The organism is Actinomadura sp. 9N407 (assembly GCF_044326315.1).
Taxonomy (GTDB): domain Bacteria; phylum Actinomycetota; class Actinomycetes; order Streptosporangiales; family Streptosporangiaceae; genus Spirillospora.
Window position 1 is genome coordinate 149,438 of the sequence record NZ_JBIRAW010000021.1, and the last position, 21,280, is coordinate 170,717.

The window sequence follows — 21,280 nt, forward strand, 5'->3', positions numbered from 1 at the left end:
GACCACGGTTGAGCGAGCGCACGGGCGGCCGCATCCGTCCACCCGCACCGTGCCGCCCCACGCCGCAATCCCCGTCCGGCAGACCGGCCCCATGCCCGCCGCATCCTGGCGTTCCCACAGGCCAACCGGTATTCGCGCACGACAGCACTGATCTCCCGGACACCGCACCGCTAGACCCTGGATTCACTCGTGGCGTGTTCGCCTTTCCGGGACGGTGAGACAGGCGAACACGCCACGAGTCAACGGAGCAGGGACGACCGCGGCCTCGTGATGGCCTGGCGGGTGAATCGGCCGTCAGCTCTCGGATTGGGACTCGTCATCGGATTGGGATTCGTAGGAGGTGGCGATCGCGGTGGCGCGGTTGCGCAGGGCGGTGCGCAGCCACTGCGGGGACAGCGCTTCCGCGCCGGTGGAGAGCTGCCACAGTGCCCATTCGGCGTGTCTCGGATCCTGGAAGGTCACCTCCAGCCGCAGCCGGCCGTCCGCGTCGGTCTCTTCGGCGAGGACGGCCACCGCGGTGCCCACCAGTTCCTCCCGCCGTGCCGGGTGCATCCGTACCAGCACGGTGACCTGGTCGCCGCCGGTCCGGAACCGCGTGCTGCGTTCCTGCCAGGCCCGGTCCAGATCGACCCGGTCCGGTCGCTGTGCCGGTTCGGTGAGTTCCTCGGCGGCCAGGATCCGGGACAGCCGGTAGGTGCGGTCCGCGCCGGATCTGGTGGCCAGCAGGTAGCCCTGGTCTCGTACGGTGACCAGGCCGATCGGGTCCACCGTGCGCCACTGCGGTTCCTGGTCCTTGGCCGCGTAGTGGATGCGCAGCTTGTGTCCGGCGAACACCGCGCGCCGGACCTCGGCCACGATGGCGTCCGGCACCTCCTCGGCGACCAGCCGGCGCGAGAGGAGGTCGGCCTCCGGGTCGATGAGCAATCGCTCGGCGGCTCCGGCCGCGGTGTTCCGATAGCTCTCGGGGAGCGCGTCGACCACCTTGAGCATGGCCGAGGCGAGCGCCGAGCCGAGGCCGAACACCTGCGCGCCGCGCCGTGATCCGGCGACCAGCAGGGCCAGCGCCTCGTCGTGGTTCAGTCCGGTGAGCTCGGTCTGGAAACCGGGCAGCAGCGCGAACCCGCCGTGCCGGCCGCGTTCGGCGTAGACCGGGACGCCGGCCGTGGACAGTGCCTCGATGTCGCGCAGCACCGTACGGGTGGACACCTCAAGCTCGCGGGCCAGCGCGGTCGCGGTCAGCCGACCCCGCCGGCGCAGCAGCAGCACCAGCGATACCAACCGGTCGGCGCGCATGCGAGAACTCTAAAGGAATACACGACACAGGATGTCGTGATTTGTTGGGAGGCTCATCAGCACGACCGAAGACGGCGGCTACCGAGCCGGTCGGCGTACGTGACGCCTACGAAAACGTCTACGAATCGAACGGCCATGAATCGAAACGTCTACGAATCGAATGGAGCTGATGTGGCGATGGAGCGAACGGCGGTCAACCCGTGGGTGTGGTCGGCGGAGATGGGATACAACCAGGGTGAGCTCGTCTCCGGACACACCCGGACCCTGTACTGCGCCGGACAGACCGCGATGAACGGCGACGGCAAGCCCGAGCATATCGATGACATGGCAGGGCAACTGGCGCTGAGTCTGGACAACATGGAGGCCGTGCTCGGCGAGGCCGGCATGTCCCTCGCGAACCTCGTCCGGCTCAACGTCTACACCACCGACGTCGATCGGCTCTTCGAGCACTACGGCGTGCTGGCGTCGCGGCTGGGCGCCGCCGGGGTGGCACCGTCCACCACGATGCTCGGCGTGACACGGCTGGCGATCCCCGTCCTGATGGTCGAACTGGAGGGAACCGCCGTCGCGTAATGCGACCTCGCCGCCTCCGGCAGGTCTGCCGGAGGCGGCACGCGCAGTAGGTGGGCGGGGAATTTGCAGTGCTCAGGATGGCGACGATCGGCGTCCTTCGCTTCGGTGACGAGTCCTGCCTGCAACGACCGCGAGCCCCTGTCCACCCGGCGCGGTGCCATGGAGTGCGGTCACGATCGTGCTGGTTGACTGGGTGGGTGGAGCTTCCCGATACCGCCGTTCTTGTCATGGAGATCGACGCTTTCAGGGCCGACGAGCGTGACTATCCCCTGCGCTTCTACCGCGACGTTTCCGGCGGGGGCTGGTTCGTCGATCTCTGGCCGGTGTGGCGAGCGGCGGTTCAGCCACAGGAGGTGCACCGGTTCATCAGCGCCTGTCTCAATGTGCTCCAAGGGGGCACGTTCGAGGACTCGGCGTGCTTCCTCGATGACGGCTATGTCAGTGGTGAGGTGCTCGTCCAGGGGATCGCGAATGACGCCGGCACCGTATGGCTGGCGGTGGATCTGATAGTCGATTTCCGGCAGGACCTGATCGGGCATGACGTGAACGGACGGCCGGTCTACCGCGGGAACCCGGGGACCGTGTCGATCTCACCCGGCTGCCGCTTCGAGTCCGAGCAGGATCGCGATCGGCTGCTCGGATCGCTCCATGCGCTGCGGGCACGGCTCGACGGCCTCGACGATCCCGAACCGCCCGACGGCGCCGTTCTGGTCGCCGAATTCGATGACTTCCTCAGCGAGGACGGCTGCCATGACCTGCTCGGACTGTCCTTCCACCATGACGAAGCGGACGACCGATGGTTCGTCTCCCTCGCGACGGAAATGTCGTTCTGGCCAACCTTCACGGGCTTCCCGGTGCGCTACCTCCCGGTGACCCGGCACGGGCTCCGTCGATTCGTCGACGCCTATGCGGCGATCGTTTCCACCGAGATCCCCGCGGAAACGAGGCTTCTGCGCTACTACGACTATGAAATCGTCCTGCACACCTACGGCTTCACATTCGACCCCGACACCAACGACGTACTCGACTTGGCAGAGGACGAGGCGGACCTCCGCCTCGACATCCGGTGCAGGACGGGCTCGAAGTTCATCGGCCGCTCGCCGGACGGCGAGCCGCTCTTCTCGCCCGGAGGAAACTCCGTCTGGGGCTCGGAGTTCCTCATGCTGCAGCACCTGCACCGGTTGAGGCCGAAGATGATCGCATTGGGCGACCGCCTCGACCGCTGACCCATCGGTCGCCGAGCCCGCAGTCCGAGCCAGGCGCTGGAGGGTCGCGCCACCCCGGCCACCAGGCGGCCTTGACCACCCCGTCCGAGATCAGGCCAGGTCGCGCTCGCCCGCCTTGATGCGGTGGGTGAACGCGCGCCAAGTGGCGGTGTCGAAGGCGAGCGCGGGGCCGGCAGGGTCCTTGGAGTCACGTACGGCGATCACGTGACTCAGGGCACCCACCTCCACACAGGCTCCGCCATGCTGGTCACTGCGACTACTCTTTCGCCAGCGATTGGGCGCTGCGTCATTAGCGGTCATAGGTCCTCCATCAAGGTCCTGATCAGGGCTTGTGACTCCCTGACATGTAGCGCGTGGCCTCGCACCAAGTCATACCGTACGACATGGCTTGCGACACGGGCGCGCTGGTTGATGAGAACACCTTCCCCAGCGGACTCGGTGTACGCGACGCTGGTGCCGTCTTCGAATCCCAGAATGGCGAAGAAGCCCGTGAGGCCGTCATGAAAGCCCGCACTGAGCGGAACGATGTTGACCTGATTGGTTGGACGCTGACTGAATTCCAGAATATGCGCCAACTGTTCGCGCATTATCTCTCGGCTCCCGACGATGCGTCGCAAGACCGCTTCGTCTATCGTGAACCAGGTGCGCGGCGGGTTCTCCATAAAGATCTCTTGCCGCTTCAAACGCTCCTGTACCAACCTGTCGATGATGTCGGGCACCTGACTGGCTTCGAGCACGGTACGCGCGTAGCCCTCCGTCTGGATTAGCCCGTTGATCAGGGTCGCATCACAGGCTCGTAGCACGGTCGCCTTCTTCTCGTACTCAAGATATTGCGGGAAGCCTGGCGGTAGTGATGACAAGTGGCGGGTCTCGTCGATGCGTCGCCAGAGGCGCTGGAAGAGGCCGTTCGTCTTGAAGTACGTGTCGAGGTCGATCGCGAATTTCTCTGACGGCAGGTTCTTGCAGAGCTCGATCTGCCCCACGTACGAGTCGGTGTAGCCGAGGGCTTCGGAGAGGCCGGTCTTGGTGAGGGCGGCTTCTGTTCGCCACGCTTCGAGTTCGTTGGCGAACGTGACGATGGCGGGGGTGTCGTAGGGCTCATTGCGTGCGGGCATGGGGGCCTCCCGAAGTCGAACCTGACCGGCGGGGTTCGGTCGATCTTGATTGAGGTGCACTGCACTTGGTGATCGGTCGCTTTCGAAGAGTGATCGATGCCTGTGACAGTGGACCCACGTTCCGTAATCGAGACGCGAGGGGTCCTGGCATGGACACGCGAACGAGGTCTGACGATCAGGAGTTGATCCGGCTCCGTACGGAGTTCACCGGGCATCGGATCTGGAGGTCGGTGCGTTCCGATGGCCGGCTCGGTGAGTGGGTGGCCAGCCTGCACGATCCGGAGGCCGGCATCACGCCGACGCTGATGTTCCCGACGCCCGAGCAATTGCGTGAGGCGCTCGTACAAGAGCGGCTTAGGGCAGCGGTCAGGCTCAACAGGACCTGGTGACGGTTTCCCCGTAGCCGTCATCGGAAGAGAGACTGCGCGGCCGGTGGACGTCCCCCCGGGTACACCGGTCGCGCCGTCGTTCGGCGGGGGTGAGATGAATGCGCAATCAGCGGTGTGAGGGTTTGGAATTGCTGGAACGTGCAGTGAGCGGTTCTTCTGGGCGAGGGTGTGGTGGCAGTGGCGACCGGGTGGTTCATGGGGTCGAAGCGTGGCCTAGTGCGGCTTCGACGATCCGGATCGCTTCGGTGGGGTCGATGCCGACGCTGGTGATGACCGCCGCGTAGTCGCGGGCGGCGCGGTGGGCCTGCTCTAGGGCCTGCTCGCCGGCGGCCGAGACGAACGAGCCGGCCCGCCCGCGGGTCTCGATCAGCCCGGCCTCCTCCAGTTCCCGGTACGCCCGGCCGACGGTGTTCACGGCGAGGCCGAGGTCGGCCGCGAGCCGGCGGATCGTCGGCAGTCTCGTGCCGACGGCGAGCGAACGATCCTGGATCTGCCTCGCGAGCTGGGCTCGGAGCTGCTCGTACGGCGGCATCGGCGAGGCCGCGTCGATGACGATCATCGAGCCGCCATGGCGCGCCGTGCCGTCGTCCCGACACCCGTGGTCCGGTTGTGGATCAGCGAGAGCGCGATGACACCCGCCGCCACGAGCGCCATCGAGACCACGTTCCACCAGCCGAGCGATTCGCCGTACAGGAAGATGGCCGGCATCGACCACACCAGGCTGGGTGTGACGAGGGCGCGGGCGTCCTCGACCCGCATGATGACATCGGCCGTGAGCGACGCCTCGTCCTGCGCCACGGCCGGGCTCGCCAGCACCTGGCGCAGCTGCATGATGATGCCGGTTCCTGTGCCGGCGAGGCTGATCAGCACGACGATCGCTCCGTACCGCAGGCCCGGATCCGGAAGCGGCAGCACGCTCACCGCGAGCAGCGATGCGCCGGTGAAGGTGGCGACCGTGAACGCGGCATACGGCCGGCCCAGCACCGCCCGCCAGCCGAGCTGGACCGGGTGGGCCACCCGCCGGGACAGTTGCGCGCCGGCCCGCTGGTCGGCGCGCCGCACCCACCGGCCGAGCAGCCACTGCGCCACCAGCAACCCGACCACCAGCGCCACAAGCACCAGTAGCGGCAGCCAGGAGAACGCGCCATGCGGGAGCCGCCACAACACGTGCGTGAGTGCCGCGCCGATCAGGAACGCGGCCAGAAGGACGCTGTCGGCGAACTTGGCACTCCGCCGCACCGCCAGCCGCGCCGCGAGCAGCGGAGTCGGCTCGGTGTCGGTCAAGCCGTGCCGGGCCAGCCACCGCTTGGTCTCCGTGTGATCTGCCTGGCGCATGACACACCTCCGACTGTCGCAAGCTTTGTATCAATAAGATGAGTCATAGCTTGCGACAATGTCAACCCCGGGCCGGATGCCGTCACAGTGGCCAGGTCGGTCGGCGTGCGGCACGCCCGCCCCTGCCCCGTGGACATCGGCCACCGGCGAGCTGCGCGGGGGCGGGCGGAGTGCCGCCTGCCCTCGTGCGGAACTGACGATCAGCGCTTCATCAGGGCGAACACTCCCCAGCCGAGATACTCACGCATGTAGCGCGTGTAGCGTGCGGGCTCGGTGGTGAGCTCGGCCCGTACCTCGGGCACCAGTTCATCGTCGGGGTTCCGGTCGAGCCAGCGGCGCATGTTGAGCCACTGTGCCGCGCTGTACCGGTCCCAGCTGTCCTGGTCGGCCAGCACCATCTCCACGACGTCGTACCCGAGGTCGCCGAACCGCTCGATCAGCTCGGGCAGCGGCAGGAAGTCGGCCGGGCCGGTGGCGTGGCAGGCCTTCGCGGCCTCCTGGTCCGGAGTCCGGCGCCAGTAGGGCTCGCCGATCAGCATCAGACCTCCGGGGCGGAGGCTGCGGCCGAGCAGCTCGGCCGTTCCGGCGACGCCGTCGCCGATCCAGGTGGCGCCGACGCAGGCGGCGAGATCGACCGGCTCGTCCGCGACATGACCGGAGGCGTCGCCGTGGACGAACTCGACCCGGTCGGCGACGCCGAGCTCGATGGCGCGGGTACGGGCCTGCTCGGTGAAGACCGTGCTGATGTCCACGCCCGTACCCGTGAAGCCCAGGTCACGTGCCCAGGTGCACAGCATCTCGCCCGAGCCGCTGGCCAGGTCGAGCACCCGCGTCCCGGGGGCCAGGTGAAGTGCCTGGCCCAGGGCGGCGAACTTGCCGGGAGTCAGCGGGTTATGGATGCGGTGGCTGCTCTCGCGGATGGTGAAGATGCGGGGAAGGTCCATGGCGGCTTCCTGGGTCAGGGTGTGGTTGCGGCGGCTATGACGTGGGTGAGCGTGCTGTGCAGGGCCTTGAGTTCGTCCAGGTCCATGCCCAGGCGTTCCATGATGGTGGCGGGGATCTTCTCGGCCTGCTCACGGAGGGCCTGGCCGGTGGGCGTGAGGGTGACGGCCAGGAGGCGCTCGTCACGGCTGTCGCGCCGGCGGTGGATGAGGTCGATGTTCTCCAGCCGCTTGAGCAGCGGGGACAGCGTTCCCGGGTCGAGCTGGAGCAGACGGCTGAGCTCTTTGACCGACAGCTGTCGGTGTTCCCAGAGTGCCAGCATGACCAGGTACTGCGGATGGGTCAGGCCCATCGGCTCCAGGATCGGACGGTAGAGCGCGAGCACGCTGCGCGAGGCCACGACCAGGGCGAAGCAGACCTGGTTCTCCAGCGCGAGCGGCTCCGGGATGTCGTTCAGATCACCCGCCACAGGTCCTCCCCTTCATGGCTCGTCGGCTATAAAGGTTAGCGTAGCAATGGTTTGTGCCCCAATCGTTGGCAGGGCAACCGAGAGTGAGGCAACGAGCGCATGTTCCGCAGACCGCCACTGGAGGAGCGCATCGCCCAGCGCCAGGCCGAGTTGCCCCGCCGGGACGCGAGCAGCCAGTTCGATCACCCGACCGCCAAGGCCCTGCTGAAGGTGTCGCTGGTCGTGACCGTCGCCGCGCATGTCGTCGGCGGTGTCCTGCTCGCCGTCTTCCTGCACTGAGGAGTGCCGATGCTCATCAGGCGACCGTCCTTCCTGCCGTCCCTGGAGGAGTTGGAACAGCAGGCCCAGGACCGTTCGGCGCAGTCCGGCCCGCCGGGGTCGCAGTTCGATCACCCGACGGCCAAGTACATCTTCTTCGTGGGGCTGTGGATCACCGTTGTGGCCCATGTCGTGGGCGGCGTCCTGTTCGCGATCATCAAGTTCTGAACCCGGACGCCGCCCCGAAGCGGATCAGCCGGTCGTCTCCTTGCGCTGGGCGATGAGGGCGGAGACGACGGCCAGGGCCGCGCACAGGGCGCAGGCCAGCCAGATCGTCACGTAGCCGCCCTCGCGTACGGTCTCGCTGCTGGAGATCGTGAACGCGCTCAGCACCGTTCCGAAGATGCCGCCCGCCAGGGCACCGCCCAGGGTCTTGATGTTGTTGTAGAGGGCGGTCGCGATGCCGGTACGGGTCGGCTCGGTGGCCTCAACGATCACGGTGGGCATGGCGCCGAGGGCGGCACCCATCCCGAGGCCCATCAGGATCATCAGGGTGGCCATCTGCCACAGCTCGTCGTGCAGGACCGCCATGCCGACGAACGCGACGGCGGCCATGCCGAAGGAGATGACCAGCGTCCGGCGGTAGCCGCCGAGTTTGCGGGCGATCACCGCGGTCATGGTCGAGCCCACCACGCTGGCGATCGTGGCCGGCACCATGATCAGCGCGATGGACAGTGCCGACAGGCCGAACCCGTATCCGGCCTCCTCCGGTTTCGTGGCCAGGAACGTGGCGTTCGGCGACTGCGCCCCGAAGAACAGCACGCCGAACACGAAGGACGTGGCGTAGAACGGGGCGATGTGCCGTCCGGCCATGGCCCGCAGGTCCACCAGGGGCTCGGGGGTACGCAGCTCGTACACCGTCCAGGCGATCAGCAGCGCCACTCCGGCGAGGATCGGGACCAGCGCGATGGCGCTCAGCCAGCCGCGGCTGCCGGCCGCGGACACGCCCGCCATCAGCGCCAGCATCGAGAGGCTGAGCAGCGCGATGCCCGGCCAGTCGGCCCTGCCGGAGGCGCGCTGCTGCGACTCGGGCACGGCGATGAAGCACACCGGTACGCAGATCACCGACAGCGCGGCGGCCACCCACAGCGAGCCCTGGATGCCCAGGGCCTCCTCAGCCATGCCCAGGCCGAGGGCGCCGATCAGCCCGCCGAACGCCAGCGCGCCGACCAGCCGGGCGATCGCCTTGCGGGCGAGTTCGACCGGCAGCCGGTCGCGGACCAGCGCGATCTCCAGCGGCAGCAGCGCGGCCAGCGGGCCCTGCAGCAGCCGCCCGGCCAGCAGCACCTCGAACGTGGGGGCGATCGCGACCAGCACCGAGCCGATCGCGACGGAGATCAGCGCGATCCGCAGCATCCGGCGGTGGCCGTGCAGGTCGCCGAGCCGGCCGAACGCGGGCACGCTGACCGCGGCGGCCAGCAGCTGGACCGACACCACCCAGGTCAGCGCGGAGTCGGAGACGTCGTGCAGGTCGCCGATGCTGGGCAGGATCGGCGCGATCCCGCCCTGCAGCAGGCCGCTGACGAACTCGAACAGGATCAGCAGGCCGACCACGGCGCTGACCGAGGCGACCGGGGGCGCCTTGGGGCCGGAGCCGGGCGGGGTGGTGACGGTCATCGGGGGTCCTCCTCGGCGGCGAGCCGGCGGATCGCGAGTTCGGCCAGCAGGGCGGCCGCGTCGGGCAGGGCGCCGTCGTCGTAGACGGCGTGCGGGGAGTGGTTGATCGCCGCGTCGGCGGGGTCGAGGTCCGGCGGGCAGGTACTGAGCATCACGTACGCGCCAGGCACCTCCTGGAGGACGAACGCGAAGTCCTCCGAGCCCGCCACGGCGCGGGGGGTCTCGAAGGAACGGTCCGCTCCGAACAGGTCGGCGGCCGTCTCCAGCGCGAACGCGGCCTCGCCGGGATCGTTGACGGTGACCGGGTACTGCTCCTGGTAGTCGAGGTCGACCGAGACGCCGTGCGTCGCCGCCACGCCGTGGATCACGCGCTCGACGCCCGCCCGGACCTTCTGATGCGCCTCCTCCGAGAACGTGCGTACGGTCGCCTCGAAGTAGCCCGTCTCAGGGATGACGTTACCGGCCGTACCTGCATGAATGGTCCCGACGGTGACGATGGCCGGGTCGTGCGCGTCCATGGTGCGGGTGACCATGGTCTGCAGCTCGCCGACCATCGCGCACAGCGCCGGTACGGGATCCACGGCGGCGTGCGGCGAGGAACCGTGGCCGCCGGCACCGCGGACGGTGACCCGTACCGCGTCGGAGGCGGCCATCATCGGGCCCGGCCGGCTGACCACGATGCCGCGCGGCAGCAGGGTGGAGAACACGTGCAGCGCGTACGCGGCGATCACCGGCTCGCCCGCCGCCGCCAGTACCCCCTCGTTCACCATGATCTTGGCGCCGCCCATGCCCTCCTCGCCGGGCTGGAACATCAGCACCACGTCCCCGCGCAGCTCCGCGCGGCGCGCGGCGAGCAGCTTGGCCGCGCCCACCAGGCCCGCGACGTGCATGTCGTGGCCGCAGGCGTGCATGTGGCCGGCGACCTGCGAGGTGTACGGGACGCCGCTCTCCTCCTGGACGGGCAGCGCGTCCATGTCGGCACGCAGCAGGACCGCCGGGCCGCGCCTGCCGCCGCGCAGGACGGCGGTGATCGAGCTGAGTCCCTTTCCGGTGGAGATCTCCAGCGGCAGGCCGTCCAGCGCGGCCAGGATCCGCCGCTGGGTCGCCGGCAACTCCAGCCCGAGCTCGGGCTCGCGGTGCAGGTCATGGCGGAGTTCGGTCAGCTCGGGCAGCAGCGTGCGGGCGTCATCGAGAAGGGGCATGCGGGTATGGTGCGGACACCGGTCGCCAGGACGGTCGCAGTGCCGGTAACCACCAGCGAAGGGGACATCCGTGCAGGAATCCACTGGGGTGGACCGCTCGCCCGGCATGCCCGAGGCCCTGGACGAACTGGACTATCAGCTGGTCACCGCGTTGCAGACCGCGCCGCGGGCGGACTGGCGGCGGATCGGCCGGGCGGTCGGTGTGGACGCCACCACCGCCGCGCGCCGCTGGGCCCGGCTGACCGAGGCCGGGCTGGCCTGGATCAGCTGCTATCCGGGCATGATCGAGGGCGTCACCACGCTGCCCGCGTTCATCGAGGTGGACTGCGCGCCGGGGATGGCGCACGAGGCGGCGGCGCAGATCGCCGGCGACCCGAACGTGATCAACGTGGAGCATGTGACCGGCAACCGCGACCTGCTGCTCACCGCGCTGCTGCCCGGCCAGGGCGCGCTGTCCCGGTACGTGGCGTACCGGCTGGGACGGCTGGAGCAGGTCGTCGCGACCCGTACCCAGATCGGGACCGCCATCCACGCCGAGGGCAGCCGGTGGCGGATCGACCGGCTGGAGGGGCCGACCGGGGAGCCCTCGCGGGACCGGCTCGGCCAGGAACGCCTGGCGCAGGACCGGCCGGGGCGCGGGCGCGGTGCGATCAAGCGGTCGGACGTGGAGCTGGTCCGGCTGCTGGGCCACGACTGCCGGCAGCCGGTGGCGCGGCTGGCCGAGCGCACCGGGCTGAGCCCGACGACGGTACGGCGCAAGCTCCAGCGGCTCGACGCCGACCGCGCACTGATCTACCGGTGCGAGGTCGCCCGGCTCGCCTCCGGCTGGCCCGTCGCGGTCAACTTCTGGGGCGCGGTGGCCTCCGCCGAGGTCGCCGAGGTCGCGGCCCGCCTCGCCGGGCTCCGCGAGATCCGGCTGTGCACGTCCCTGTCGGGCCCCTCGAACCTGCTGTTCACCGTGTGGCTGCGCTCGTACGAGCACATCCAGGCATTCGAGACCGAGCTGGGCCGGCGGTTCCCGACACTGGCGATCAACGACCGCGCGGTGACGCTGTGGCCGATGAAGCTGGGCGGCCACATCCTCGACCCCGACGGCCGGCACCTGCGCGCCGTCCCGTTCGAGGCCTGGCAGGACGCCGGCGCCGAGGCGGCCCAGAAGGACCTGCTGGCCCGGCTGCGCGAGCAGCCGGGCCAGCAGGTCAGCCGGTGATCAGCACGGCCCGTCAGGGCTCAGCCTCCGGTGAGGGGGCCGAACGCCTTGCGGGTGTCGATCACTTCGCCGAACAGGTTCCAGCGCTCGCCCTTGAAACGCATCATCTGCATCGACTCGATCGGGAAGCCGTCGTCGGCGGCCGTCTGCAGCGTCACCCCGGGCAGCAGCATCGGGACCTCGACGTTGTTCAGGCTGCGCATGGAGTCGCGCAGGCCCTCGCGGGTCGGGCACTTGGCGGCCTGCATGGTCTTGTGGAAGCTGCTCGCGGCGGCCCAGCCGAAGGCGTGGTACGGCACGGACGGGTCGACGCCCGGCGCGTACTGCTTCAGCTTCGCGTTGTAGAGCTTCATCTCCGCGTCGTCCTTCCACTGCGGATCGATCGGATCCTTGTAGTACGTGGAGGAGACGACGTTCTGCACGTTCTTGAAGCCGACCGGCTTGAGCACCGTGACGGAGGCCGCGACGTTGTTCACGATGTGCAGCGGGTTCCAGTCGGTGATCTTGGCGTCGGCGGCCAGCGCCTGCGAGCCGAACTTCGGCGTGGTGACGTTCAGGAACACGTCGGCCTTGGAGCCCGCCAGGTTGCGCATCTGGGGCTCCACGCTCGGGTCGGAGACCTCGTAGCTCTCCTCCTGCGCGATCGTGATCTTGGTGCCCTCGATCGCCTTCTTGAAGCCGCCGAGCAGGTCCTTGCCGAAGTCGTCGTTCTGGAACAGGACCGCGACCTTGGCCTCGGGCTTCTCGTCCTTGAGGTACTGGGCGTACACCCGGGCCTCGGAGATGTAGTTGGGCTGCCAGCCGATGGTCCACGGGTGCTTGGCGTCGGAACCGAACTTGGACGCACCGGTGGCCACGAAGATCTGCGGCACCTTGCGCTGGTTGGTGTAGTCCCAGGTCGCCGTGGTCGACGGCGTGCCGAGGGACTGGAAGAGCGCGAAGACCTGCTCCTGCTCGACCAGCCGGCGCGCCTCCTCGACGGCCTTCGGCGGCTGGTAGCCGTCGTCCCGGACGACGAACTCCACCTTGCGGCCGCCGATGCCGTTCTGCTCGGCGTTGACGTAGTCGAAGTACGCCTTGATGCCCTTGGGGATGGCTCCGTACGCGGAGGCCGGGCCCGACAGCGGGTAGATCCCGCCGAGCTTCAGTGTCTTGTCGGTGATGCCCGTCGTCTGCTGGCCCTTGCACTCGCCGCTGGCGGTGGTCCCGCCCTCTTCCTCCCCTCGCCCCCCGCAGCCCGCCGCCGTGGCCGCCAGCACGATCGCCGCGCCGGCCGCCATTCCTCGTGTCGATACCTGCCTCGCTGATAGGCGCATGCCCTTACCCCTTCCGGAGGGTCTTGTTGAACGAATGCGCAGCGCGTCCCGCCAGCCCGGCAAGCCCGGTCGGGGCCACGTACATCACCACGATGATCAGCAGCCCGAAGATGACCCCCGGCGCCGCCTTGTTGATGTCCTGGGACAGGCTCGGCACGAACATCACGAACAGCCCGCCGAGCACCGGTCCCCAGGTGGAGCCCAGCCCGCCGACCACGATCCCGGCGAGCAGCGTGATCGAGAGGTTGACGGTGAACGAGTCGGGCGAGACGAACCCGATCGTCCACGTGTAGAGGCAGCCCGCCGCGCCCGCGAACATCGCGCTCCAGGCGAACGCGAGCCGCTTGTACGAGGCCGGCTTCACGCCCATGACCTCGGCGGCCGTCTCGTTGTCGCGGACCGCGTGCATCGCCCGTCCGACCCGCGAGCGCAGCAGGAAGTGGACGACGACGAACGCCAGTACGGTGGCCGCCAGCGCCAGGTAGTACAGCCACTGGTCCTCGGCCAGCCCGGTCCAGCCGGGCGGGGTCGGCTTCTCCAGCGTCAGCCCCATCGACCCGCCGGTGAACGACTCGAACCGCTTGAGCAGCGGCACCAGGAAGATCGCTATGGCGAGCGTGACCAGGGCCAGATACAGGCCGCGGAGCCGTGTGGTCGGTACCCCGAGCGCCAGCCCGATCGCGAACGCCAGCGCGGCCGCGAGCGGGAACGTCACCAGGTACGGCACGTCCCAGCGATCCATCATGATCGCCGTCCCGTACGCGCCGACCGCGAAGAACGCCCCGTGCCCGAGCGAGATCTGCCCGCCATGGCCGACCAGGAGGTTCAGCCCGAGCAGCGCCACCGCGTAGACCATCACCATCGTGAACTGGAAGACCCGGAACGGGACCAGCTCGAACGGCGCCCACAGCGCCACCAGCGCCAGCACCCCGATGCCGATCCAGCGCCCGCGCCCCGCGAGGAGACCCGTCAACCGCTCCCGCCCGGAGGCCTGGGGAGCCTTCTCGTCCTTGGCCTCCTTGGCTTCCTTGGCTTCGGGCTCGGACATGTCCGTGCCCGTCGTGTCGGTCGATTCACTGCTACCTGTCATGCGCGTTCCACCGCCGCTCGTCCGAAGAGGCCTTGGGGGCGCAGCAGCAGGACGCCGAGGATGACGGCCAGCGGAACGCCGATCTTCAGGTCGGAGCCGATGAAGCCGACGTACGCGCCGGCCAGCGTCTCGGCCACGCCGACGATCAGGCCGCCGGCCACCGCGCCCGCCGGGCTGTCGAAGCCGCCGAGGGTGGCCGCCGCGAACGCGTAGATCAGGACGCCGCCCATCATGTTGGGCTCCAGGAACAGCAGCGGGGCGACCATGACGCCCGACACCGCGCCGACCAGGGCGGCCAGGCCCCAGCCGAGCGCCAGCGTCCAGCCCACCCGGATGCCGACCAGCTTGGCCGAGTCCGGGTTGGTGGCCACCGCGCGCATCCCGAGGCCGATCTTGGTGTGTCGGAACAGCAGGTAGAGCAGGCCCATCACCCCGCCCACCACGGCGAGCACGCCGAGCGTGGAGTAGCCGACGCTGACCCCGCCGGCCTCCAGCGCGCCGGTCGGGAACGGGTTCGGGAAGTCCTTGATCAGGAACGACCAGATCCAGCCCGCCGCCGCGTTGACGAAGATGAACAGGCCCACGGTGACGATCACGATGGTCAGCTCGGGGGCGCCCTCGACCGGACGGATGATCACCCGTTCGATCAGCATCCCGCCGAGGAACGAGACCGCCAGCGTGAGCACCAGGGCCAGCCAGAACGGCATCCCGCCGTCGATGAACGTCCAGGCGACGTAGGTCGCGAACATCGCGAGCTCGCCCTGCGCGAAGTTGACGATTCCAGTGAACTGGTAGATGAGCACGAGGGCGAGGGCGAGGCTGGCGTAGATCGCGCCCGAGCCCAGACCCGCGACGATCTGCTGCAGGAAGTCGGCCATGCTAGATCCGGTATCCGAGGTAGGACTGGGCGACCTGTTCGTTCGCCCGGATCTCGTCGGCCGTCCCCGACAGGACGATCCGGCCGGTCTCCAGCACGTGCGCCTGACCGGCGATGCCCAGGGCCAGATGGGCGTTCTGTTCCACGACGACCACGGTGGTCCGCTCCTCCTGGTTGATCGATTGCACGATGCCGAACAGCTCCCGGGTGACCAGCGGCGCCAGTCCCAGCGACGGCTCGTCCAGCAGCAGCAGCCGGGGGCGCGACATCAGCGCGCGCCCGATCGCGAGCATCTGCTGCTCGCCGCCGCTGAGGCTGCCCGCCTCCTGCTTGAGCCGGGCCTTGAGTACGGGAAAGTGGCCGTACACGCGGTCCAGATCGGCCTGGACGGCGGAGCGGTCGCGCCGCGCGTACGCGCCGAGCCGCAGGTTCTCCTCGACGGTCAGCGGCATGAACGTGCCGCGCCCTTCGGGGACGTGCGCGACGCCCTGACGCGCGACGGCGTCCGGCGAGCGCCCCGACAGCGTGGCCCCGTCCAGCCGTACGGTCCCGCGACCGCGGATCATCCCGCACAGCGCCCGCAGCAGCGTGGTCTTGCCCGCCCCGTTCGGGCCGAGGATCGCGCAGATCTCGCCATGCCTGACCCGCAGGCTCAACCCGTGCAGGACCTTCACGTCGCCGTACCCGGCATGCAGGTCCTCCACGACGAGGAAGTCCCCCGCCGGCTCTTCGCTCTTGATCGCTTCCTTGCTCAGCTCCGCCTCCTCGCTTCGCTCGGTCATGCCGCGGTCCCCAGGTACGCCTCGATGACGGCAGGGTCGCGTTGGACCTCTTCGGGCGGGCCTTCGGCGATCTTCTTGCCGAAGTCGAGGCAGACGACGCGGTCGCAGATACCCATCACGAAGCCCATGTGGTGCTCGACGACGATCACGGTCACGTCGAGGTCGTCGCGGATGGCGCGCAGCCAGCCGGAGAACTCCTCGACCTCGCTGGAGCTGAGGCCGTTGACGGGCTCGTCCAGGAGCAGCAGGCGGGGACGGGAGGCGAGGGCGCGGGCCAGTTCGACGCGTTTCAGGGTGCCGAACGGCAGGCCGCTCGCGGGGTGGTCGGCGACCTTGGACAGCTCCAGCCGTTCGAGCAGCTCGTCGGCCTCGGCGCGCAGCCGGGCCTCCTCACGGCGGACGGCCGGCAGCCGCAGGCTCGCGCTGACGAAGCCGGCGCGGCCGTGGTGGTGGGCGCCGACCATGACGTTGTCGCGTACGGACATGTGCGGGAAGAGCCCGAGGTTCTGGAACGTACGGGCGATGCCGAGCGCGGCGATCGCGTGCGGGGCCGCCTTGAGCAGGTCGCGGCCGTCGTACTCGACCCGGCCCTCGTCGGCGTTGTAGCGGCGGGTGAGGCAGTTGAACAGGGTGGTCTTGCCGGCGCCGTTGGGTCCGATCAGTCCCACCATCTCGCCGCTCTGCACGCCGAAGCCGACACCCCCCAGCGCGGTGATGCCGCCAAAGCGAACGGTAAGATCGTGAACCTCCAGCATCCGGCCTCCTGAGCGCGGGGTGGGTGGAACGGGTCAGCAGGAGCAGGTGGACAGGGGCTGTGAGCGGGGCAAGGCGGGAGCCGGTCGCGTCGCCACCACAGAACGGTGTTCTGGAGTAGGGCGTCAGCGTAAAATCCGCACCTCAGCGCGCACATTGGGTGCGGGAACCCAAGATGCGACCTGGGAATTGTCCGTCGAGCACAGCATGCGTCTCGGACATGTCACGAGCCGTTGACGCTGCCGCCGCGGACATGGATCATCCGGACATGTCCGGTGGTTTCAGCACGGGAATGCTCACCGGTGCGGACACGCTCCGTACCGAACGCTCACGAATCCTTGCCGAGCTCCTCAACCGCGTCGACGAACTGGCGGACAGGGCTGTCACGACGATGCGCGCGGAGATCCCCGCGTACGCGGCCCGGGACGCCGGCTTCCACGCCGACGCCCGGGAGCAGGTGGCGCGCCATTACCGCACCAAGCTCGCCGTACTGCTGGAGGAACGCACGGTCACGTTCGAGGACATCGCCTTCACCCGGCGCGCCTCGATGCGGCGCGCCCAGGCCGGCTTCGCCCTGGCCGACTACATCAACGGCTTCCGTGTCGGCCAGCAGGTCTTCTGGGAGGCGGTGCTCGAGCACGCGGGCCGCTCGTACGGGGGGCACGAGGCCGCGCTGACGCTGGCGTCTCCGCTGATGCGGTACTGCGACTTCGCCAGTACGCACGCGGCCAACGCGTACATGGAGTTCCAGCAGTACGCGGCGGCGGAGGCCGTACGCGAGAGCCGGGACCTGGTGGAACTCCTGCTGGACGGGGAGATGCCCACCCGTGGACCGCAGCTGGCGACCGCCCATGGCCATGGCCTGGCCACCGACGCGCGCGCTCCGCTGGTGGTGGTGACGGCGATCCTGGTCGGGCCCGAGCCCGGAGCGGACGCGCGGCACGCGGCGTGCGCGGCGATCGCCCGGACGGGGGTCAGCGGGCACCGGACGCTCTCGATCGTGCGGCAGTCGGAGATCGTCGCGATCCCCGCGCTGGGTCCGGGCGGCGATCCCGAGAAGCTGTGCGACCGGCTCCAGAAGGTCCAGGAGAGCCTGCTGGCCGAAGGCATCGTGCTGGCGATGGGCATCAGCACCGTCATCGACGGTACGGCGCAGATCCCGCGCGCCTACCAGGAGGCGCGGGCCGTACTGGAGTTCCTGCCCGAGGACGGGGGCGTTGCGGCACTGCCGCGGATCTCGCCGTTCGAGTACATGGCGCTGCGGGCCGACGACACCGCCCGGCACCTGGTCGATCCGCGGATCACCGGGCTGCTGTCCGAGGACCGGATGCGCGGCGGGGTCCTGACCGCCACGATCCGCGCGTTCGCCGCCGCCGACCTCAACCTGAGGGCGGCGGCCGAACGGCTCCAGATCCACCACAACACCGCCCAGTACCGGCTCCGCCGGATCCAGGAGCGGACCGGCCGCAACCTCCGGCACATCACCGATCTGGTGGATCTGCTGGTGGCGATCGCGCTCCAGGACGTGCTGCCCGCCGGAGCCGAACCGGGCCTGGCCACCTACTCGGGACGCCCCGTCAACGGGACGCGGCCGAGCACGGCACCCGTCACGGGCCAGTCCGCCACGGGCAGGTCCACCGATACGGAACGGCCCACCAATACGGGACGGCAAAGACTGGTCTCCGCGACCAATGAGGGGGATGGGACCACGGACGTACCGTCGGTGCATGAACCTCGCTGAGCGGCTGCGCGCCGCCGCCGAAAGGCTCGGCGGGCGCACGGTCCTCACGCTGGACCGCGAGGGGCTCAGCTATCGGGCGCTGGAGGTCATGAGCGCCCGGGTGGCGACGCTGCTGCGCCGGCGCGGGATCCGTCCCGGCGACCGGGTCGCGGTGATGCTGCCGAACGTGCCCGAGTTCGCCGTCGTCTACTACGGGGTGCTGCGGATCGGGGCGGTGGTCGTCCCGCTCGACCCGCTGCTGAAGCGGCGCGAGATCGCCGCGTACCTGGAGGACAGCGCGGCCCGGCTGGTGATCGCCTGGCATGCGTACGCGGAGACCGTCGAGGCGGGCATGGCGGACTCCCGCGCGGACTTCCTGTTCGTGGTCCCCGACGAGTTCCGCAGGCTGCTGCGGGGGGTGCCGCCCGAGCACGACATCGTCCAGACGGCCGGCGACGAGACGGCCGTCATCCTCTACAGCGCCGGTACGACCGGGCTCGCCAAAGGCATCGAGCTGACTCACGCCAACCTCGGTGGCAACGCGGCGACGGTGGCGCGGATGCACGCGCTGGGGATGGACGACGTCGTCCTCGGCGCGCTACCGCTCTACCACGCGTTCGGCCAGACCTGCGCGCTCAACGCGACCATCCACGCGGGCGGGCGGCTGACGCTGCTGGAACGGTTCGAGGCGGGACGGGCGCTGGAGGTCATCCGGCGGGACGGCGTGACGGTGTTCCAGGGCGTCCCGGCGATGTTCATCGCACTGCTCGACCAGCCCGGCGTGTCCGACCTGTCGCTGCTGCGGATCTGCGTCAGCGGGGGCGCGCCGCTGCCGCTGGACGTGCTCGGCGCGTACGAGACCCGGGTCGGCTGCTCGATCATCGAGGGGTACGGGCTCAGCGAGACCTCGCCGCTGTCGGCCTCCAACCGGGGCGGGCGGGGCCGCCGGCCGGGCTCGATCGGGCGGCCCATCCGGGACGTGGAGATGCGGGTCGTCGGCGACGACGGGCGTGAACTGCCGTGCGGCGAGATCGGCGAGATCATCGTGCGCGGCCCCAACGTCATGAAGGGCTACTGGAACAACCCCGAGGCGACCGCCGACGCGGTGCGCGGCGGCTGGTTCCACACCGGCGATCTCGGCCGGGTCGACGACGACGGCTTCTTCTTCCTGGTCGACCGGCGCCGGGACGTGATCATCCGGGCCGGCTACACCGTCTACCCGCGCGAGGTCGAGGAGGTCCTGTACGAGCATCCCGCCGTACGCCAGGCCGCCGTCCTCGGCGTCCCGCATCCCGAGGTCGGCGAGGAGATCGCGGCGGTCGTCGCGCTGCGCGCGCCGGCCGGTCCCGACGAGCTCCAGGCCTGGGTGAAGGAACGGGTCGCCGCGTACAAGTACCCCCGGCAGGTCTGGTTCGTCGACGAGATGCCCACCAGCCCCACCGGAAAGATTCTCAAGCGTGCCCTCGGGCTGCCGCTGCACACGGCCGCCACCACCCCCCGCATAGGAGGTGACGGCCGTGCGCCGTCGACACCACCCGAGTCCGAACCCGCGAGATCTGACCGAACGACCACCGAACCGCAGGTCCCTGAGAACGCTGAGAGCGCTGGGCCGACCAGCACAGGGCCGACCAGCGCTGGGCCGACCAGCACAGGGCCGACCAGCACGGGGCCGACCGCTGCGGAACCGGCGGGCGCTGACCGTGCTCGGGACGCTGTGCGCCGCGACCTTGATCGTCGGGAGTCCGGGCCCGGCGGCCGCCGGACCGGCTAAGCCCCCGAAGGTCCCCGGCGACCAGCCGCTGCCCGGCTACACGATCAACAACCCGCCGCTGGCCCCCGCGCTCGTGGACGGGAAGCCGACCCGTGTCCTGCAGGGCGTCCACGGGCACGCCGCGTACGACATCGAGGTGCCGCCGAACTGGAACGGCCGGCTGGTGATGTACGCGCACGGCTTCCGTGGGGCGACCCGGGTCCTCACGGTCGAGCCGCCCGGCTTCGGCATGCGCCAGAAACTCCTGAACCAGGGGTACGCATGGGCCGCGTCCTCCTACTACGCCAACGACTATGACGTGCGAGCCGGCGTGCTGAGCACCCGCGATCTCGCCGACCATTTCGCCCGCAAGGTCGGCCATCCGCGCAAGACGTTCATCACCGGTGTCTCGATGGGCGGGCACGTCACGGCCCGTTCGATCGAGGAGTATCCGAGGATGTACGACGCCGCGCTGCCGATGTGCGGTGTCCTCGGCGATCACGGGCTGTTCGACTTCTTCCTGGACTTCTCGCTGGTCGCCCAGGACCTCGCGGACATCCCGGCGTACCCGCCCCCGGCCGACTACCAGACGGTCGTCGTTCCCAAGATCAAGGCGGCTCTCGGGCTGGCGTCCGGTGCTCCGACCAACGCGCTCGGCGAGCAGTTCCGCGCCATCGCGGTCAACCGCAGCGGTGGCGAGCGTCCCGGCGACGACGCCGCGTTCGCGTACTGGCAGAACTACCTGTTCAGCCTGGCCGGGCCGCCCACCGGAGGCACGCTGGCCCAGGAGCCTGGGAACGTCGCGACCAACCTCCGTACGCGCTACACCCCGAGCACGCCGGTCAACGTGAACAGGACCGTCGAGCGCGTACGTCCGGCCGACCCCGGCGCCCGTCACACCCGGCGCCTGACGGAAGTCCCGAGCATCTCGGGCCGTCCGAACGTGCCGGTGCTGTCGCTGCACAACCTCGGTGACATGTTCGTCCCGTTCTCGATGGAGCAGCTCTACGCGAAGGACGTCGCCCGTAACGGCCGCACCAAGCACCTCGTGCAGCGTGCGATCCGTTCCATCGGCCACTGCGAGTTCAGTGCCGCCGAGGTAGGCGCCGCCTGGGACGACCTGGTCCGCTGGGAACGCGACGGCACCCGTCCCAAGGGCGACAACGTGAGCCGCCCGAGCACGGTCGCCGACCCGGCCTACGGCTGCCGATTCAGCGACCCCGCCGCGTACTCGACCGGAACGAGGGCCCTCTACCCGGCCTGCCCCTGACACCCGCTTCCGTTGACTCGTGGCGTGTTCGCC

The 21,280-nt window shown here is 69.6% G+C and carries 23 protein-coding genes; 9 read left to right on the forward strand and 14 right to left on the reverse strand.

The window, feature by feature from the left end; translation table 11 throughout:
• Positions 1 to 294: 294 nt before the first annotated feature.
• Positions 295 to 1,293: a helix-turn-helix transcriptional regulator gene (locus ACH34Q_RS29455; RefSeq protein ID WP_395986339.1), complete on the reverse strand. Its 999-nt coding sequence runs from the start codon at positions 1,291 to 1,293 to the stop codon at positions 295 to 297.
• Between the two features lie 177 nt (positions 1,294 to 1,470).
• Between ACH34Q_RS29455 and ACH34Q_RS29460 the strand changes: the two genes are divergently transcribed.
• Positions 1,471 to 1,866, forward strand: a complete 396-nt coding sequence (locus ACH34Q_RS29460; RefSeq protein WP_395986364.1) for a RidA family protein — start codon at positions 1,471 to 1,473, stop codon at positions 1,864 to 1,866.
• Positions 1,867 to 2,063: 197 nt separating this feature from the next.
• A complete protein-coding gene (locus ACH34Q_RS29465; RefSeq protein WP_395986340.1) occupies positions 2,064 to 3,092 on the forward strand; it encodes a hypothetical protein in 1,029 nt (342 codons plus the stop codon).
• Positions 3,093 to 3,182: 90 nt separating this feature from the next.
• Here ACH34Q_RS29465 and ACH34Q_RS29470 read toward each other — a convergent pair whose 3' ends face one another.
• Together ACH34Q_RS29470 and ACH34Q_RS29475 are read right to left on the reverse strand one after the other, a co-directional pair.
• Entirely contained in the window at positions 3,183 to 3,392 is a 210-nt protein-coding gene (locus ACH34Q_RS29470) for a DUF397 domain-containing protein (RefSeq protein WP_395986341.1), read from the reverse strand.
• Entirely contained in the window at positions 3,389 to 4,207 is an 819-nt protein-coding gene (locus ACH34Q_RS29475; protein WP_395986342.1) for a DUF5753 domain-containing protein, read from the reverse strand. The genes ACH34Q_RS29470 and ACH34Q_RS29475 overlap by 4 nt, the downstream gene beginning before the upstream one ends.
• A gap of 149 nt (positions 4,208 to 4,356) precedes the next feature.
• On the opposite strand from ACH34Q_RS29475, the gene ACH34Q_RS29480 reads away from it, so the two are divergent.
• Positions 4,357 to 4,596 carry a hypothetical protein gene (locus tag ACH34Q_RS29480; RefSeq protein WP_395986343.1) on the forward strand — a complete coding sequence of 80 codons (240 nt, stop codon included), beginning with the start codon at positions 4,357 to 4,359 and terminating at the stop codon, positions 4,594 to 4,596.
• Positions 4,597 to 4,789: 193 nt separating this feature from the next.
• On the opposite strand, the gene ACH34Q_RS29485 is transcribed toward ACH34Q_RS29480, so the two are convergent.
• The 4 genes from ACH34Q_RS29485 to ACH34Q_RS29500 form a co-directional block, all read right to left on the reverse strand.
• Complete coding sequence (locus tag ACH34Q_RS29485; RefSeq protein ID WP_395986344.1) at positions 4,790 to 5,155, reverse strand: GntR family transcriptional regulator; 366 nt, start codon at positions 5,153 to 5,155, stop codon at positions 4,790 to 4,792.
• On the reverse strand, positions 5,152 to 5,931 hold the full coding sequence (locus ACH34Q_RS29490) for a hypothetical protein (RefSeq protein ID WP_395986345.1): 780 nt from the start codon (positions 5,929 to 5,931) through the stop codon (positions 5,152 to 5,154). The genes ACH34Q_RS29485 and ACH34Q_RS29490 overlap by 4 nt, the downstream gene beginning before the upstream one ends.
• A gap of 200 nt (positions 5,932 to 6,131) precedes the next feature.
• Entirely contained in the window at positions 6,132 to 6,875 is a 744-nt protein-coding gene (locus ACH34Q_RS29495; RefSeq protein WP_395986346.1) for an SAM-dependent methyltransferase, read from the reverse strand.
• Positions 6,876 to 6,889: 14 nt separating this feature from the next.
• The gene (locus ACH34Q_RS29500; RefSeq protein ID WP_395986347.1) at positions 6,890 to 7,342 is read right to left on the reverse strand and encodes a MarR family winged helix-turn-helix transcriptional regulator; all 453 of its coding nucleotides are present in this window, start codon (positions 7,340 to 7,342) and stop codon (positions 6,890 to 6,892) included.
• Between the two features lie 99 nt (positions 7,343 to 7,441).
• Between ACH34Q_RS29500 and ACH34Q_RS29505 the strand changes: the two genes are divergently transcribed.
• The gene (locus ACH34Q_RS29505; protein ID WP_395986348.1) at positions 7,442 to 7,621 is read left to right on the forward strand and encodes a hypothetical protein; all 180 of its coding nucleotides are present in this window, start codon (positions 7,442 to 7,444) and stop codon (positions 7,619 to 7,621) included.
• Positions 7,622 to 7,630: 9 nt separating this feature from the next.
• Positions 7,631 to 7,828 carry a hypothetical protein gene (locus ACH34Q_RS29510; protein ID WP_395986349.1) on the forward strand — a complete coding sequence of 66 codons (198 nt, stop codon included), beginning with the start codon at positions 7,631 to 7,633 and terminating at the stop codon, positions 7,826 to 7,828.
• Positions 7,829 to 7,852: 24 nt separating this feature from the next.
• Here the strand turns inward: ACH34Q_RS29510 and ACH34Q_RS29515 are convergent, their stop codons facing one another.
• Positions 7,853 to 9,277, reverse strand: a complete 1,425-nt coding sequence (locus ACH34Q_RS29515; protein ID WP_395986350.1) for an MFS transporter — start codon at positions 9,275 to 9,277, stop codon at positions 7,853 to 7,855.
• Positions 9,274 to 10,479 carry a M20 family metallopeptidase gene (locus ACH34Q_RS29520; RefSeq protein WP_395986351.1) on the reverse strand — a complete coding sequence of 402 codons (1,206 nt, stop codon included), beginning with the start codon at positions 10,477 to 10,479 and terminating at the stop codon, positions 9,274 to 9,276. The genes ACH34Q_RS29515 and ACH34Q_RS29520 overlap by 4 nt, the downstream gene beginning before the upstream one ends.
• Before the next feature lie 70 nt (positions 10,480 to 10,549).
• Between ACH34Q_RS29520 and ACH34Q_RS29525 the strand changes: the two genes are divergently transcribed.
• A complete protein-coding gene (locus ACH34Q_RS29525) occupies positions 10,550 to 11,689 on the forward strand; it encodes an Lrp/AsnC family transcriptional regulator (protein ID WP_395986352.1) in 1,140 nt (379 codons plus the stop codon).
• Between the two features lie 20 nt (positions 11,690 to 11,709).
• Here ACH34Q_RS29525 and ACH34Q_RS29530 read toward each other — a convergent pair whose 3' ends face one another.
• From ACH34Q_RS29530 to ACH34Q_RS29550, 5 genes are read right to left on the reverse strand one after another with little or no spacing between them, the layout of a single operon-like run.
• Positions 11,710 to 12,969, reverse strand: a complete 1,260-nt coding sequence (locus ACH34Q_RS29530) for an ABC transporter substrate-binding protein (RefSeq protein ID WP_395986353.1) — start codon at positions 12,967 to 12,969, stop codon at positions 11,710 to 11,712.
• A gap of 40 nt (positions 12,970 to 13,009) precedes the next feature.
• Positions 13,010 to 14,053, reverse strand: coding sequence for a branched-chain amino acid ABC transporter permease (locus ACH34Q_RS29535; RefSeq protein WP_395986354.1), 1,044 nt, complete (start codon positions 14,051 to 14,053; stop codon positions 13,010 to 13,012).
• A 38-nt stretch (positions 14,054 to 14,091) separates the two neighbouring features.
• The gene (locus ACH34Q_RS29540; protein ID WP_395986355.1) at positions 14,092 to 14,973 is read right to left on the reverse strand and encodes a branched-chain amino acid ABC transporter permease; all 882 of its coding nucleotides are present in this window, start codon (positions 14,971 to 14,973) and stop codon (positions 14,092 to 14,094) included.
• A 1-nt stretch (position 14,974) separates the two neighbouring features.
• Positions 14,975 to 15,754, reverse strand: a complete 780-nt coding sequence (locus ACH34Q_RS29545; RefSeq protein WP_395986356.1) for an ABC transporter ATP-binding protein — start codon at positions 15,752 to 15,754, stop codon at positions 14,975 to 14,977.
• Positions 15,751 to 16,509, reverse strand: coding sequence for an ABC transporter ATP-binding protein (locus ACH34Q_RS29550; protein WP_395986357.1), 759 nt, complete (start codon positions 16,507 to 16,509; stop codon positions 15,751 to 15,753). The genes ACH34Q_RS29545 and ACH34Q_RS29550 overlap by 4 nt, the downstream gene beginning before the upstream one ends.
• Positions 16,510 to 16,775: 266 nt before the next feature.
• Between ACH34Q_RS29550 and ACH34Q_RS29555 the strand changes: the two genes are divergently transcribed.
• Genes ACH34Q_RS29555 through ACH34Q_RS29565 form a run of 3 tightly spaced genes read left to right on the forward strand, consistent with a single transcriptional unit; the run spans position 16,776 to position 21,247 of the window.
• Positions 16,776 to 18,248 (forward strand): PucR family transcriptional regulator, encoded by a 1,473-nt coding sequence (locus tag ACH34Q_RS29555; protein WP_395986358.1) that lies wholly within the window; start codon positions 16,776 to 16,778, stop codon positions 18,246 to 18,248.
• On the forward strand, positions 18,235 to 19,998 hold the full coding sequence (locus ACH34Q_RS29560; protein ID WP_395986359.1) for an AMP-binding protein: 1,764 nt from the start codon (positions 18,235 to 18,237) through the stop codon (positions 19,996 to 19,998). Before ACH34Q_RS29555 ends, ACH34Q_RS29560 begins: the two co-directional genes overlap by 14 nt.
• Positions 19,955 to 21,247, forward strand: coding sequence for an alpha/beta hydrolase family protein (locus ACH34Q_RS29565; protein WP_395986360.1), 1,293 nt, complete (start codon positions 19,955 to 19,957; stop codon positions 21,245 to 21,247). Before ACH34Q_RS29560 ends, ACH34Q_RS29565 begins: the two co-directional genes overlap by 44 nt.
• The last annotated feature ends 33 nt before the right edge of the window (positions 21,248 to 21,280 follow it).